Genomic DNA, 14720 nt, shown 5'->3' on the forward strand with positions numbered 1-14720 from the left:
CGGCGTGGGCGCGTTCGGCGCGCGCCCTGGTCTCGCGTTCGGCGCGCGCGGCCCGGCGCAGCGAATCCGCCTTGCCGCGAACCGATTCCGCGCGCTCCTCGGCGGTGCGCACGGACAGTCGCGCCTCCACCTCCATCGACCGCGCCTCGGCCAGCGCGGCGGCGGCCTCCTCGCGCTCGCGGCCCGCGGTCTCGGTGCCTGCCGAGGCGCCGTCGGAGTCGATCTCGCTCTGCTCGAGCTCGGCATTGCGCAGCCGATCCTCGATCTCGGCCAGCGAGGTGAGGGCCTCCTCCCGCTTGGCCTCGGTCTCCGTGCGCTGCGCGACGAGCCGCTCGCTGTCGGCCTGCGCGGTGCGGGCCGTGTGGCCGAGCCGGCCGAGCCGGTCGTAGATGGCGACCAGCGACTGGTCGGACTCGTGCAGCGCGAGCAGCGCCTGGTCGACGGCGTCCTTGCGATCGGCCTGCTCGGCCAGCGCGCCGGACAGCGCGGCCTCGAGCTCCTCGGCGTGCCGCTGCGCCGCGACCAGATCGGACTTGGCCGCGTCGATGTCGGCCTGGATCTCCAGCTGGCTCGGCGCGCGATCGGATCCGCCGAGGAGCCAACCGGTTCCGGTGAGGTCGCCGTCGCGGGTGACTACCCGCACGTCGGGGCGGGCCGCGACGACCGCCCTGGCCGCGGCCAGATCATCGGCGACCGCGATGCCCGAGGTCAATGCCGTGATCGCGGCCCGCACGCTGTCCGGGCACTCGACCACGTCGGTGAGCCAGCGCGCGGTGCCGGGCAACGATCCGAGATCAGGGCGGCCGTCGGCGGCCGCGCCGAAAACGAGTGCGGCACGGCCACCGTCGGCCTCCTTCAACGCGCGGATGGCGTCGTGCGCCGACTCGCCGGTGTCCGCGGCGACGGCGTCCGCGAGCGGGCCGAGCGCGGCGGCGACCGCGGCCTCGAACCCGCCGTGCACCCGCAGCAGCCCCGACAGCGGGCCGAGCAGTCCCTGCGACCGATGCTCGACCAGCCAGGCGGCGCCGTCGCGGCGGGCGAGGTTCATGCCCAGCGCCTCGATGCGCGCGGAGAGGGACGCGACGCGCTTGCTCGCCTCCCGATCCTGTTCGCGCAGTTCGGTCACCCGCTGATCGGCCAGCGCCAGCGCCTGCACCGCGTGCTCGTGCTGCGCGTCCAGGCCCGCCTCGCCGGCGTCGAGCTCGCTGAGTTCGGTTTGCACGGTGTCGAATTCGGTCTGCGCGACCTCGCCGCGCTGCCGGGCGTCGGCGATCGAGGCGGTCAGCCTGGCGATCTCGGCGTCGAAGGACTGTGCCCGGGTGCGCAGCGTGTCGACCTTGCCGACCAGCCGCGCCATGCCCTCGCGTCGATCCGCGATCGCGCGCACGGCGGCCAGGTGCGCCTGCTCGGCGGCCTTGGCGGACTGCTCGCGTTCGGCGAGCGCGTCCCTGGCCGCCTCCAAGGTCTCGGCGGCGATCTCGACCGCCTCGCGCAGCTCGGCCTCCTCGGCCTCCACCCGCTCGGCCTCGGCCTCGAGCTGCTCGGGGTCGCGTCCGCTGCCGACCGGGGTCTCGGTGTCGAGGTGACGGGCGCGGTCCTGCGCGATCCGGATGGTCGCGTTGACCCGCTCGGCCAGCGCCGAGAGCTGGAACCAGATCTGCGCGGCGGCCTCGGCGCTCGGCGTCAGCCGGGACAGCTGGAATTCCTGTTGCGCCAGCGCGGCATTGGCGGCGTCGAGCTCGCTCTGCACGGTGATCTGCTGCTCGCGGGCGTAGGCCTCCTTGCTCTGCTGGCTCTCCAGTTCGCCGCGGCGGGTCACCAGGTCGTCGGCGGCCAGGCGCAGGCGCGCGTCGCGCAGGTCGGCCTGCACGGTCTGCGCGCGGCGCGCCACCTCGGCCTGTCTGCCGAGCGGTTTGAGCTGGCGGCGCAGCTCGGTGGTGAGGTCGGTGAGGCGGGCCAGGTTGGCCTGCATCGCCTCGAGCTTGCGGACGGCCTTCTCTTTGCGTTTGCGGTGTTTGAGCACGCCCGCGGCCTCTTCGATGAACGCGCGCCGATCCTCCGGGCGCGACTCCAGGATGGCCGAGAGCTGACCCTGCCCGACGATGACGTGCATCTCGCGGCCGATGCCGGAGTCACTGAGCAGTTCCTGCACGTCCATCAATCGGCAGGAGCTGCCGTTGATCTCGTACTCGCCCGCGCCGTCGCGGAACATGCGGCGGGTGATGGAAACCTCGGCGTAGTCGATCGGCAGCGCGCCGTCGGAGTTGTCGATGGTGAGCGTGACCTCGGCGCGGCCGAGCGGTGCGCGACCCGCCGTGCCCGCGAAGATGACGTCCTGCATCTTGCCGCCGCGCAGCGCCTTGGCGCCCTGCTCGCCCATGACCCAGGTCAACGCGTCGACCACGTTCGACTTGCCGGATCCGTTCGGGCCGACCACACAGGTGATACCGGGTTCCAGCCGCAGCGTCGTCGCGGACGCGAAGGATTTGAAGCCCTTCAACGTCAGGCTCTTGAGATGCAAGTTCGACGACCTTTCCGTGTCGGACGGCGACCTTCGTCGGTTCCGCGGGTCCCCGTCACCGGACCATCGCGCACGCCACCTGATGCCTGGTCGGTCGAGGCGGGCGACCAGCCATGCTATCCGTCGCGCGCCGACCACCGCCGACGCGGGACGGCGCACGCGACCGTATGGTGTTTCGGCGACACACGTAGGTTATCGAGTCAGCCCGCGATATCGCGTATTTCGATATGCCCGAGGTTTGCCGGACGCGTCGTCCTCGCGGGCGCCTACACCGCACCCCCTGGTGCGACCGACGCGCCCACCATGTGCAGGACGACGGTTCACCGCGAGCGGGCCGACGCTGCCCGCGGGTAACGAACTCGGGCGCCCCCGTCGACCTCGACGCAACCTTTACACCAACATCGGTAACGGACTCGCCACACGACCTGACGTGCGACGACCTCGCCGCATACGATCCAGTCTGATTCGCCAGCGGGAATGTTTGGAGCGCCACGGAATGCCAGCCCCAGCCGGAACCAGTACGGCGCTGCGGCTTGCCCGGATCGCGGCGTTGGTGCTCGGCAGTCTGTTGTTTCTCTACGCGTGTGAGAACAGTAAGAGCGCACTGCTCGCGGACAAGTGGGTCGAGGTCGTGATCTCGGGCGCGTTGTTGGCCGCCGGGTTGGGTGCGGCGTGGTTCGAGATCAAGTTGACCGACTACGGAGAGGGAGGCGAGGTTCGCGGTGGTCGCGCCGCGGGTCATCGGACCGCGGACGCGCGCGGGCCTGATGAAAGGCGGGAGTTCCTGGTCGAATCCGAGGGGTGGTCGATGCGCACCAGGATCGGGCGCTCCGGGGATTTGATCTTCCACGGGCACGATCTGGGGGGCACCTATCCGGGCTATGAATGGATGTGGATCTTCCACCACGACACGTTCCCCGACATCCGCGCCGCGCTCGGGGACGACGAGGGTGACATCCTCGATCTGCTCGAAGAGGTTGTGCCGCAATTGGATCGGCATGGGCGGCGCGATCCGGGCGCTTGGCTGCGCACGCATGATATTCCTGCGACCTATCGCGAGAAGGGTGTCAGTGCGACGCAGGAGACGCGGAAGCTTCCGATCATGCGGCCCGGGTTGCCGGTTTCCCGGCGGGGTGAGGTTGTTTCGCCGCGCGGGCATCGGAAAGAGCCGGCTGGTCGTTCTCGTCGGGTGGGCCGGACCGAGCCGGTCGGCGATTCGGCGGCCGTGCCTACGTACGAGTCGGCGCGCTCGCGGCGAGAAGCGGTCGCGCCCGCCAAGTCTCGGTACGAGGATGGCGTGCCTGCGCGGGTGGTCCGCGATGAATCGAACTCCGCTCGCTCGCAAGGGTATTCCGCCGCATCGGCCCGGGAGGACCTCAGGTTTACGCGATCGATGTATGAGGAGGCTCCAGCCTCGCCGCGATGGGAAGTCGATGCGGCGGCGAAATACGAGGAACCGGCACAGGCACCGTCGCGGTGGGACAACGAACCTGCGCCACGCCACGAGGCTCCCGGTTCGCGGCCGTGGTGGGAGGGCGATGCGGCGACCGGATACGGCGCCGCCACGACGGGATATGAGGAAGCCGGTCCGGCCCAGTCGATGTGGGACAACGAACCCGCGCCACGCTACGAGGCTCCGTCGGCTCGGTCGCGATGGGAGGCCGATCCCACACGGTATGAAGCTCCCTCCCCGCCCTTGTCGAGATGGGACGAATCCGCTGCGCGTTATGCGGAACCCGTTCCTGCTCAACCTGTTTGGGAGCCCGATCCCGCACCCCACCACGAGGAGCCCGCACCCCGATGGCCGGTCCGAGAGGAGACCGCGCGTCCCCCGCTGGAGCGCCGCAAGCGCTCTCGATCCGCCCAACCGGCGCCCCGCCTCGACGACGCCGCGCAGTCGCACTTCGAGGACCCGGCGGAAACCCGGGCACGGCGGCAGCGGCTCGACGCCATCCAGGCGCAGCTGGAACGCTCTAGCGCGCCGCCCGAAGAACCTCGGTCTTACCGCAGGGAAACCGCAGAGCCGCACTACGATTCGCGACGAGCCGACCCCGACGAGTTCCTGCCGCGACAACGCAGAGGCAGTTCCGTTGTGCCACACGACTACCCGGCCGCGACGCGATACGACCAACCCGACTCGCAGGATTCAGCGCCACCCGCTGCCCCCTCCCGGCCCGAGCGCTCCATGCCGCGCCGTCGCCAGCCACCCCCTGATCGGCACGACGAACATCCCCAATCATGGAACAACCAGCCGCCCCCCGAACCACCCACACGCCGCCGCCGCTCGAGCCAACCCCCGAATCCCGCGAGCTCCGGCCGCCACGCCGCCCCCCAAGGCGCCAGGCCACCGTGGCAGTAGGCCGGCAAGCTGAAACCGCAGAGCCCTGACACCGTCCCGGCAGAACCGGCAGGCCCAAGACGAGGGCGGCGCGCCGGCCGGCTGTAGTCGACGGGCCTGAACCGACCACGCCGCGTCACGGGGCCACCCGCCAGCAGACCGGCACTCGAGGCACGAAAGGCGGCCCCACCAAGGCGGCAGACCGATGGGCGCGAGTCACCCCGCCGGTCGCAAAGTGCCGCGCCGCCCTGGCAATAGACCAACGGGCTGAGTCCCGCCGCCACGCCGGGCCAAAGGGCCACGCCACCTTGTTGGTAGGCCGACGCGCTCAGCCACCATGCCGCATCGCGGAGTGCCGGCCGTCCTGCCTCCAGGAATTACGAGTCCGCTCAGCCCATGTGACGGGAGAACCGGCCGGACTCGAAGCCGGTCAGCATGCGGAAGACGAGTACCGCTCCCCAGGGGCCGATTACCCAGATGGGCCAGGGGTAGGTGAATTCGCCGACGCTCAGGGAGATCGCACCCCAGATGAGGAGGACGAGGACGCTTACGCCGAGCCAGCTGGTGCCCTCGATTTTCTGCCAGATGGGGATGCGGGGGCTCGAATCCGCCTTGCCGGCAGGCTCTTTGGGCAGCTTCGGCAGGTCGGAGAGGACGAGTTGCAGATCGTCGGTGGTGGTGGTCGCGTACACCTGGGCGGCTCGCTGGTCGTATTCGGCGAGGTCGATGCGGCCGTCCTCCATATGCCTGGCCAGGAGGCGCACCACCTTTTCGCGGTCGGCGTGCGAGGCGCGGGTACCGGTCGAGATTTCCATCCGAAGTTCCTGTCGACGGTTCCACCCTCCATAGTGGAATATTCACCAAGCATGCTCCCTCCACTATGGAATGTCAAGCGGCTGCCCCGGCGCTGGTGTCGCCTACCCTCGCGCGGCACTATGGACGGAGCTCAGTTCGCGGGCACTCAGGTTCCGCGTCGACGAAAACTCCCAGGAGGCATAGGTGTCGGAAACCGTGCGCGGTGTCATCGCCCGTAGCAAGGGCGCGCCGGTCGAGATCGTCGACGTGGTGATTCCCGATCCGGGCCCGCACGACGTGGTCGTGCGGGTGCAGGCCTGCGGCGTGTGCCACACCGACCTGCACTACCGCGAGGGCGGCATCAACGACGAGTTCCCGTTCCTGCTCGGGCACGAGGCGGCCGGGGTCGTGGAGACCGTCGGCGCGGCGGTCACCCATGTCGAGATCGGCGATTTCGTGGTCCTGAACTGGCGGGCCGTCTGCGGTGAATGCCGGGCCTGTCAGCGCGGCCGCCCCTGGTACTGCTTCGCCAGCCACAACGCGAGCAAGAAGATGACGCTCACCGACGGCACCGAACTGAGCCCGGCGCTGGGCATCGGCGCGTTCGTCGACAAGACGCTGGTGCACGAGGGACAGTGCACGAAGGTCGATCCGGCCGCCGACCCGGCGGTGGCCGGGCTGCTCGGCTGCGGCGTGATGGCCGGCCTAGGCGCGGCCCTCAACACCGGCAATGTCTCCCGCGGCGACACGGTCGCGGTGCTCGGCTGCGGCGGGGTCGGCGACGCCGCCGTCGCGGGCGCGCGGCTGGCCGGCGCGAAGACGATCATCGCGGTCGATCGCGACGAGCGAAAGCTGAACTGGGCCAAGGACTTCGGCGCTACTCACACCATCGACGCGACCGTCGAGGACGTGGTCGAGAAGATCCAGGAGCACACCGGCGGGTTCGGCGCCGACGTCGTCATCGAGGCGGTCGGCCGCCCCGAGACCTGGAAGCAGGCGTTCTACGCGCGCGACCTGGCGGGCACCGTGGTCCTGGTCGGCGTCCCGACGCCGGACATGACCATCGAGATGCCGCTGATCGACCTGTTCTCCCGCGGCGGCGCGCTCAAGTCCTCCTGGTACGGCGACTGCCTGCCCGAGCGCGACTTCCCGACCATGGTCGACCTGCACCTGCAAGGTCGCCTGCCGCTGGAACTGTTTGTGACGGAACGCATCTCGCTCGATCAGGTGGAGGCCGCGTTCACCGCGATGCACGCGGGCGACGTGCTGCGCTCGGTGGTGGTGCTGTGAGGATCGATCGCGTCGTCACCTCCGGCACGTTCAGCCTCGACGGCGGCACCTGGGACGTCGACAACAATGTCTGGCTCATCGGCGACGAACACGATGTCCTGGTCGTCGACGCCGCGCACGACGCCGAGACGATCGCCGACGTGGTCGGCTCCCGCAACGTGGTCGCGATCCTGTGCACCCACGGCCACAACGATCACGTCACCGTCGCACCGGAGTTGAGCACCCGACTCGACGCGCCGATCCTGCTGCACCCCGGCGACGACCCGCTGTGGCGGATGACCCACCCCGACGTCGGCTACCGCTCCCTGGCCGACCTGCCACGAATCACCGTGTCGGGCATCGACATCGACCTCCTGCACACCCCGGGCCACTCTCCCGGCTCGGTCTCGCTGCACATCCCCGAGGCCGCCGCCCTCTTCACCGGCGACACCCTCTTCTCCGGTGGCCCCGGCGCGACCGGCCGCTCCTACTCCGACTTCGACACCATCATCGCCTCCATCCGCGACCGCCTGCTCACCCTCCCGGACGAGACGACGGTGCACACCGGCCACGGCGACACCACGACCATCGGCCTCGAAAAGCCTTCCCTCGCAGACTGGATCGCCCGCGGCCACTAATTCCCTTGCGGTCCGGCGCGGCACCGTTGCTATGGTGTCGACCGTGACTTCTCCAGAGGCGTCCAGACTCTAGCCACCTGTCGAACGACCAGGTGGCGTCCCTTCGCCATGCGCGAACGACCTGCCGGCCCGGTCGTTCGGCACTGAGCGCCGCCCGTATCGGGCGATATCCGCTCCGCCGCCCCTGTTCAGCAGAGGGCGGCCCGGTGTCGAACAGAGTCTGGGAGTCTTTGTATGCCTTATGTCATTGTTGTTTTAGGTGTCGCCGTGTTCGCACAGGGGACATCGGAGTTCATGCTGTCCGGGTTGATCGAGCCCATCGCGGCGGAGGTCGGCGTCTCGCTCGGCGCGGCGGGGTTGCTGACCTCGCTGTTCGCCGTCGGAATGCTGGTCGGCGCGCCGCTGACGGCGATGGCCGCCGGGCGCTGGCCCGCGCGGTTCGCGCTCACCGGATGCTTGGCGATGTTCCTCGCCGCGCACGTGATCGGCGCGGTAACCACAACCTTCGGTATTCTGCTCGCCACCCGGGTGGTCGCGGCGGTGGCGAACGCCGGGTTTCTCGCGGTCGCGCTGGCCGTCCTGCCCATCCTCGTCGGCCCGCATCGGGTCGGGCGGGCGACCTCTGTCATCCTGTCCGGCGTGACGCTGGCGTGTGTCGTCGGCGTCCCCGCCGGGGCCTTCCTGGGCCAGCTGCTCGGTTGGCGGTCGGCGTTCTGGGCCGTCGTCATCGTGAGTGTGCCTGCGCTGGTGGGCATTTGGTTGCTCGTTCCGAACAGTCCGAGCAGCGCGGAGCAGACCGGTTCACTCTGGAGTGAGTGGCGTGCGCTCGGTCTTCGACGCGTACGGAGTGCCCTGATGCTCGGCGGCGCGGTGAACGCGGCGACGTTCGCCGCCTTCACCTATCTGGGTGTGCTCACGACGGACATCGGCGAACCGGCCTGGACGCCAATGGTTTTGGCTCTCTTCGGCATCGGGTCGTTCGTCGGCGTCACGCTCGCCGGTCGCTACGCCGACCGCTACGCACCCATCATCCGCACGGCGGGTTCGGTTGTGCTGCTGGGTGTTTGGATCACGGCGGCGCTCACCGCGGGCTCGCTGCCCGCCTTGCTGATCATGGCCATGATCTGCGGCGCCACCTCCTTCGCCGTCGGATCGACGGTGATCGCCCTCATCATCAGCGCGGCCTCTCCCACGGCTCCCCACCTCAGCGGAGCCTTCGCCACGACCGCATTCAACGTCGGCGCCGCCCTCGGCCCGGCCACCGCGGGCCTGGCGATCAGCGCTACCCAGTCGACCACCGCCGCCCTCTGGACCAGCACGGTGTTCGCCGCGGCGGCGCTATTCATCACGACAATCACGCGCCGCTCCAGGCCCCGGGCACTGTCCCCGGGTCGGGAGACCAGCCCCCGGCGCTGACTCGTCGTCGGAGAGCGGCACGTTGCTGCCGGGCAATAACGTGCCGCTCTCGGACGTCAACTCACTCGCAACTGCTCGTCGCCGAAATCGGCGACGAGCTTCAGCACACCGCCGAGGGCGGATACGTACCGGTCCAACACGTCTCGCGTGGACACCTCACCCTGTTCGATCTGCGACACCCGCGCGACGGACACGCCCATCTGTTCCGCTACTTGTTTCTGGTTGAGGCCGCGGTGTTTACGAAGTTCCGCGAGCCGCCAGCCGCGGGCGCGGGCCTCCAGCCTCTCGACGCCTTCTTCGAAGGCGTCGGGGCCGCCCGCGGTGTCGATCGCTCGGTCGAGGTGTCCGGTGTCGCGCCAGCGACGGTGTGTGGTCATCGAGACATCTCCTCTGCGCGTTCGGTCAGGTAAGCGTGGTACAGCCTTTCGGCGCGCGGCACCGCTTCGCGATACCACCGCCGCCACGCGCCGGATTTATCGCCCGCGACCAGCATGATGGCCGATCTCCACGGATCGAAGGCGAAGAGTATTCGGATCTCACTGTTGCCTGTGGAGCCGGGCCGCAGTTCCTTCATGTTCGCGATCGCCGAGCCGGCGATGCTGTCCACGAGCGGGCGGCCCTGTGCGGGCCCCACTCGTTCCAATAGCAAAATCGCTTGGTTCACCAGCGTGTGTGTTGCGCGGTCGGTCTGCCATAAATCGTCGAGGAACTGCTCTACCTCATCGGTTATGAAGATCTCCCACTCGTCCATCGACGGTACCTCCCCTACGGCTGCAATTCAAGGATTTCCTTACAGAAAGTCGAGCGAATGCGGTCGTAGGTTAGGCGGTGGGTCCGACAGGTGAGGTTCGAACGCGGTGAGCCGCAGAGGGTTTGGCGCTCAGAGCGCTCAGACCGCTCAGAGGATGGCGAAGGCGACGACCAGGCCGAGGGCGAAGTGGGCGGCGGCTACCACCAGGACCTCGGTGGTGTAGGTGTCGGCGTGGAGGGTGGCGCCGATGTCGATGCCGAGAACCTTCTCGAGGACGCGGACGGAGATGACCTGGGCGACGATGCCGACCAGTCCGAAGACGAGGGCGGCGATCAGACCCTCGGAGAGTTTGCCGCCGCCGCCGACCGCGAGGACGGCGAGCACGACGATGAAGGCCATGCTGATCATGCCCGCGGCGGCCACGATGATCGCGTTGGGCTTGCCTGCGACGACCAGGCCGCGCAACTTGCCCGGCGTGGTGAGGTCGATGGCGTAGAACCCGAGCAGCATCAGCACCAGGCCGACGAGGGCGTAGAGGATGATCGCTCCGACGCCCTCCCCGAGCGAGCTCCAGTACCCCGATTCGAGGGCGACTGCGGTCATCATGATCCTTCCGAGACGGTGTTGGCTAGGAGAAGAGCGTTGGCTACGAGGTGGCGATGCGGTGCGGAACGAAGGCGGAACCGTCGTCGGTGATCAGTCCCGCGGTCTCCCGGATACCGAGACCGGCGGCGGTGTCGCCGACGACCCAGGCGCCGAGCACGGGGCGCATGTCGTCGAATTCCGGTAGGGGATCGAGCAATTGGTAGACGTAGCCCTCTTCGCCGTAGACGCCGCCGGTGGCGGTCTCCAGCCCCGCCCCGACGATCGTCATGTTGGCGCCCTCCCGGCCCAGCTTGGGCTTGCGGATGTACTCGGTGAGCTCGTGGGGCTGATCCAGGTAGGCGGGCAACAGATTCGGATGCCCCGGGTACATCTCCCACAGCACCGCGAGGATCGCCTTGTTGCTGAGCAGCGTCTTCCACAGCGGCTCGATCCACATGGTCTGCGGCAGGCTCGCGACCACCCGCTTGCCGAAGTCGTCGTCGAGCGCCCACTCCCACGGGTAGAGCTTGAAGATCGCCTCGATCGGCGCCTCGGCCAGATCGACGAAACGCTCCAGCTCCGTGTCGAATCCGACCTCCTCGATCGGCAGCGCGATGGTGTCGAACCCGGCCTCGGCGGCGGTCTCCTGCATGTAGGCGGTGGTGACATTGTCCTCACCGGTCGCGTCCGCCCCCGACCAGCTGAAGTGCAGCTGCGCGGTCGGCAGGGTGTCGCGCAGCTCGGCCCAGCGCGCGACGAGCTTCTCGTGCAACGAGTTCCATTGATCGCCGCCGGGGTAGAGCGCGGTCAGCCAGTGCCACTGCACAATCGCCGCCTCGAGCAGCGAGGTGGGCGTATCCGCGTTGTACTCCAGGAGTTTCGCCGGGCGACGCGCGTCGTAGCGCAGATCGAAGCGCCCGTACACGTAAGGGTCACTGCGCCGCCAGGATTCGGCGATCGGCCCCCAACTCCATTCGGGCAGACCGAAATCGGCGAACCGCTCGGTCAGCATGACCTGCTCGACGGCGTGCAGGCACATCGAGTGCAGCAGCTCGACATCGGCCTCCAGCGCGAGGATCTCGTCCATCTCGAACTCGTAGTGCACCGACTCGTCCCAGTACGGCCGGGGCTGACCGCTCGCGTCGCGGCCGGGCACACCGTAGACGAGGCCCTGGCTCTCGGTGATCTGCCGCCAGTCCGGCCGGGGCGCGCTGCGTACCCGTCGCACTACGAACCCCCGCCGGTGCTCTTGCTGCCGAGTCCGCCGCGCTGAATCGTGGTGCCGCTCTTCGTTTTTATCTCCGCGCTCTTGGGTCTGACCGTGGTTCCGCCGGTCGGCGGCTTGCCGATGTTCGGCGTGCCGCCGTAGTAGTAGCGGTACTGCGGCCCGCCGCCGAGGATGATGAGGCCGGGCCCGATGCCGCCGTCGTTGACGAAGCCCGGACGGCCGTCGCCGCAGTAGCTGTCGGGGACGACGACCTCCTGGCCGTTCTCGATCTTCACGCACGACGCGGTGACCTGATCGGGCGCGGTGATCGCCCGATACACCAGGTAACCGCCGCCGACCAGCGCGGCGACGCCGACGATCGCGACGCCGCCGATCATCACCCGCTTGCGCGTGCGCTTCTTGGCCTCGGCCGCCGCGGCGGCGGCCCGCTGCGCCTCCTCGGCCCGCTTGCGCGCCTTGTCCCTGGCCCGCGCCTCGGCCACCGTCGGAGGGCGGGGCTGCGTGACGCCGGCTTCCTGCCGTTGCACGCTGCCGCGCCGAGGTGGAACCTGTTGCGTCGCTGCGGTTTCCGTAGTAGCGGCAGGCGAATTCGGAGTAACCGCGGATGTTTCCGGAGTCGCGGCGGGCGTTTCCGCCCCGGACGCAGCCGGATCGTTCGTGGTGAACTCGGCGGTATCACCCGGGGTCGCCTCGTGCGCCCCGGATGTGCCCGGCGGTTGCCCGGCCGCGGCGGAAGCCTCGTCCGGTCGGTCCCCCGGCCGCTCGTCGCCGGGATCGTGCGTGCTCACTGTCGAGTCCTCGTCCTATCCCGGCTCACCACTACCGCTCCTCGAATCCGGTCAAATCACCCCGCGCGGGCTCCCAGCTTTCCACAACCAAGGTCACGCGACCAGGTGTGTCTCCGGAACGTAGCAGTTCGAGCAACCGCGCGCAGTCGTCCCTCGGCCCCTCCGCGACCACGTGCACCCGCCCGTCGCGCGCGTTGGTGGCGTGCCCGGTCAGGCCGAGCTCCAGCGCGCGCGACCGCGTCCACCAGCGGAAACCCACTCCTTGGACGCGGCCGTGCACCCACGCGCTCAGCCGGGACGACTCGGCGGTCTCGCCCATCAGGCTTCGATGTCGAAGGACAGGGTCACCTTCGTCCCCGCCTGCAGGGTGCGGCCCACCGTGCAGGCCTTGTCGATGGCGCGCTGCACGGTAACCAGCAGCCGCTCCCTGGCCTCCTGATCCAGTTCGCTGAGGTCGAGCTCGAACGTCTCGTCCAGCTGGGGGTAGAGCTCGTTCTCGCGGTCCGCGTCGCCGGACACGCGGATGGTGGCGTCGAAGGAGTCGCCCAGCTTGCGCGACAGCGAGAAGTCCGCGCTCAGCCCCGAGCAACCGGCCAGCGCGATCTTCAGCAGCTCTCCGGGGGTGAACGCGCCCGGCACGCCCTGCGAGGCGATCAGTACCTCCGCGCCGCGGGAGCTGCGGCCGGTGTACGCCCGCGTCCCCGTGCGCTCGACCCACAGTTCGGTCGGTTGTGTTGCCGCAGTCGCGGGTGTTGTCTCAGCCATGTGTCTGATCCTGCCAGTTCGTCGGAGTCTGCTCACGCCTGGCAACGCGGCGCGGGTGCTCGCTCATTCCGGCGGGCGGGGCGATTCCGGCCACTCACTCCTGGAAGCGGTAGCCCATCCCCGCCTCGGTCAGCAGGTGTTTGGGGTGCGACGGATCGTCCTCGAGCTTGCGCCGCAACTGGGCCAGATACACACGCAGATAATGGGTTTCGGTAGCATAGGACGGCCCCCACACCTCGCGCAGCAGCTCCTTGCGCCCGACCAGCTTGCCCTTGTTGCGCACGAGCATCTCGAGCATGCCCCACTCGGTCGGGGTGAGGTGCACGGGCTCGTCGTTCTTGGTCACCTTCTTCGCGGCCAGATCGACGGTGAACGACGAGGTCACCACGACAGGGTCGGACGAGTCGGTGTCGGTGGCGCCGCGGCGGACCGCCGCGCGCAGCCGAGCGAGCAGCTCGTCCATGCCGAACGGCTTGGTGACGTAGTCGTCGGCGCCGGCGTCGAGCGCCTCCACCTTGTCCGCCGAGTCGGTGCGCGCGGAAAGCACGATCACCGGCGCCGAGGTCCAGCCGCGCAGTCCGGCCAGCACCTCGATGCCGTCGAGGTCGGGCAGGCCGAGGTCGAGAATGACCACGTCGGGGTGCTTGTCGGCGGCCGCGCGCAACGCGGCGCCGCCGGTTCCCGCGGTGATCACCTCGTAGCCGCGCACCGACAGATTGATCCGCAGGGCGCGCACGATCTGCGGTTCGTCGTCGACCACCAGCACCTTGATCGCCGGGGCATCCTGCTTCTTGTCGGTCATCACGGCTTCCTGTGTCGTTTCCGGCTGCGGTACTCCCACTGTCGATGCAGAGCGCTCGCGAGTCGCGCATGCGCGAGGCCGCGAATCCATCATCGGCTGCTCACCTCCGTTTCGGCGGCAGGCAGGTCCACGATCATGGTCAATCCTCCGCCAGGAGTCGGTTCCGCGTGCACGGTGCCGCCCATCGCCTCGACGAAACCGCGCACCACGGACAGGCCGAGCCCGACGCCGGTGGTGTTGTCGCGGTCGCCGAGCCGCTGGAACGGCTCGAACAATTGCTCCTCGGTGCCCGGCGGCACACCGGGTCCGACGTCGACCACCGCGATCGATACCCGGTCGCCGTCGCGTTCGGCGGTGACCCGCACCGGGGGGTGGCGCTCGGCGGAACCGGCCGCGTACCGCAGCGCGTTGTCGATCAGATTGGCCACGACGCGCTCGAGCAGGCCCGCGTCCGCGCGCACGGAGACGTCACCGACCTCGACCTTCACCCGATCCATCGCCGCGCGCCGCAGCCCGCGCGCGCCCATGCCGACGCTGACCAAGGCCCGATGCACCACCTCGTCCATGTACACCCGTCGCAGTTGCGGTGTGACCACGCCGACGGCCAGGCGGGACGAGTCGAGCAGGTTGCCGACCAGCGCGGTCAACTGGTCCACCGACTCCTCGATGGTCTCCAGCAGTTCGGCGGTGTCCTCGGCGGAGAACTCGATGTCGTCGCTGCGCAGGCTGGACACGGCGGCCTTGGCCCCGGCCAGCGGCGTGCGCAGATCGTGGCTGACGGCGGAGAGCAGCGCCCGGCGCAGCCGGTCCGCCTCGAGCAGCGC

General features: G+C 69.3%; 14 protein-coding genes. 3 read left to right on the forward strand and 11 right to left on the reverse strand.

Features of this window, described 5'->3' with window-relative positions:
• Together smc and ON39_RS22785 are read right to left on the reverse strand one after the other, a co-directional pair.
• On the reverse strand, positions 1 to 2521 hold a 2521-nt coding region (smc, locus tag ON39_RS22780), incomplete at its 3' end, for a chromosome segregation protein SMC (protein WP_040737458.1).
• A 2727-nt stretch (positions 2522 to 5248) separates the two neighbouring features.
• Positions 5249 to 5674, reverse strand: coding sequence for a DUF1707 SHOCT-like domain-containing protein (locus ON39_RS22785; protein WP_040737459.1), 426 nt, complete (start codon positions 5672 to 5674; stop codon positions 5249 to 5251).
• 184 nt (positions 5675 to 5858) lie between these two features.
• Between ON39_RS22785 and ON39_RS22790 the strand changes: the two genes are divergently transcribed.
• The 3 genes from ON39_RS22790 to ON39_RS22800 all read left to right on the forward strand — a co-directional run bounded on the left by ON39_RS22790 (position 5859) and on the right by ON39_RS22800 (position 8977).
• Positions 5859 to 6944 (forward strand): S-(hydroxymethyl)mycothiol dehydrogenase, encoded by a 1086-nt coding sequence (locus ON39_RS22790; protein WP_040737460.1) that lies wholly within the window; start codon positions 5859 to 5861, stop codon positions 6942 to 6944.
• The gene (locus ON39_RS22795; RefSeq protein ID WP_040737461.1) at positions 6941 to 7561 is read left to right on the forward strand and encodes an MBL fold metallo-hydrolase; all 621 of its coding nucleotides are present in this window, start codon (positions 6941 to 6943) and stop codon (positions 7559 to 7561) included. The genes ON39_RS22790 and ON39_RS22795 overlap by 4 nt, the downstream gene beginning before the upstream one ends.
• 234 nt (positions 7562 to 7795) lie before the next feature.
• A complete protein-coding gene (locus tag ON39_RS22800; protein ID WP_040737462.1) occupies positions 7796 to 8977 on the forward strand; it encodes a Cmx/CmrA family chloramphenicol efflux MFS transporter in 1182 nt (393 codons plus the stop codon).
• Positions 8978 to 9033: 56 nt separating this feature from the next.
• Here the strand turns inward: ON39_RS22800 and ON39_RS22805 are convergent, their stop codons facing one another.
• The 9 genes from ON39_RS22805 to ON39_RS22845 form a co-directional block, all read right to left on the reverse strand.
• Positions 9034 to 9354 (reverse strand): helix-turn-helix domain-containing protein, encoded by a 321-nt coding sequence (locus ON39_RS22805; protein ID WP_040737463.1) that lies wholly within the window; start codon positions 9352 to 9354, stop codon positions 9034 to 9036.
• Positions 9351 to 9728, reverse strand: a complete 378-nt coding sequence (locus ON39_RS22810) for a type II toxin-antitoxin system RelE/ParE family toxin (protein WP_040737464.1) — start codon at positions 9726 to 9728, stop codon at positions 9351 to 9353. Before ON39_RS22810 ends, ON39_RS22805 begins: the two co-directional genes overlap by 4 nt.
• A gap of 147 nt (positions 9729 to 9875) precedes the next feature.
• Entirely contained in the window at positions 9876 to 10331 is a 456-nt protein-coding gene (locus ON39_RS22815; RefSeq protein ID WP_040737473.1) for a DUF350 domain-containing protein, read from the reverse strand.
• A gap of 43 nt (positions 10332 to 10374) precedes the next feature.
• The gene (locus ON39_RS22820; RefSeq protein WP_040737465.1) at positions 10375 to 11541 is read right to left on the reverse strand and encodes a glutathionylspermidine synthase family protein; all 1167 of its coding nucleotides are present in this window, start codon (positions 11539 to 11541) and stop codon (positions 10375 to 10377) included.
• The gene (locus ON39_RS22825) at positions 11541 to 12329 is read right to left on the reverse strand and encodes a hypothetical protein (protein ID WP_040737466.1); all 789 of its coding nucleotides are present in this window, start codon (positions 12327 to 12329) and stop codon (positions 11541 to 11543) included. The genes ON39_RS22820 and ON39_RS22825 overlap by 1 nt, the downstream gene beginning before the upstream one ends.
• Positions 12330 to 12360: 31 nt before the next feature.
• Positions 12361 to 12648 carry an acylphosphatase gene (locus tag ON39_RS22830; RefSeq protein ID WP_040737467.1) on the reverse strand — a complete coding sequence of 96 codons (288 nt, stop codon included), beginning with the start codon at positions 12646 to 12648 and terminating at the stop codon, positions 12361 to 12363.
• Positions 12648 to 13094, reverse strand: coding sequence for an OsmC family protein (locus ON39_RS22835; RefSeq protein WP_040737468.1), 447 nt, complete (start codon positions 13092 to 13094; stop codon positions 12648 to 12650). The genes ON39_RS22830 and ON39_RS22835 overlap by 1 nt, the downstream gene beginning before the upstream one ends.
• A gap of 94 nt (positions 13095 to 13188) precedes the next feature.
• Positions 13189 to 13896, reverse strand: coding sequence for a response regulator (locus tag ON39_RS22840; protein ID WP_040737470.1), 708 nt, complete (start codon positions 13894 to 13896; stop codon positions 13189 to 13191).
• An 89-nt stretch (positions 13897 to 13985) separates the two neighbouring features.
• Positions 13986 to 14720 (reverse strand): sensor histidine kinase (locus ON39_RS22845; protein ID WP_040737471.1); only part of this gene is annotated, 735 nt, incomplete at its 5' end.

Source organism: Nocardia tenerifensis NBRC 101015, assembly GCF_000308715.1.
Lineage (GTDB): Bacteria > Actinomycetota > Actinomycetes > Mycobacteriales > Mycobacteriaceae > Nocardia > Nocardia tenerifensis.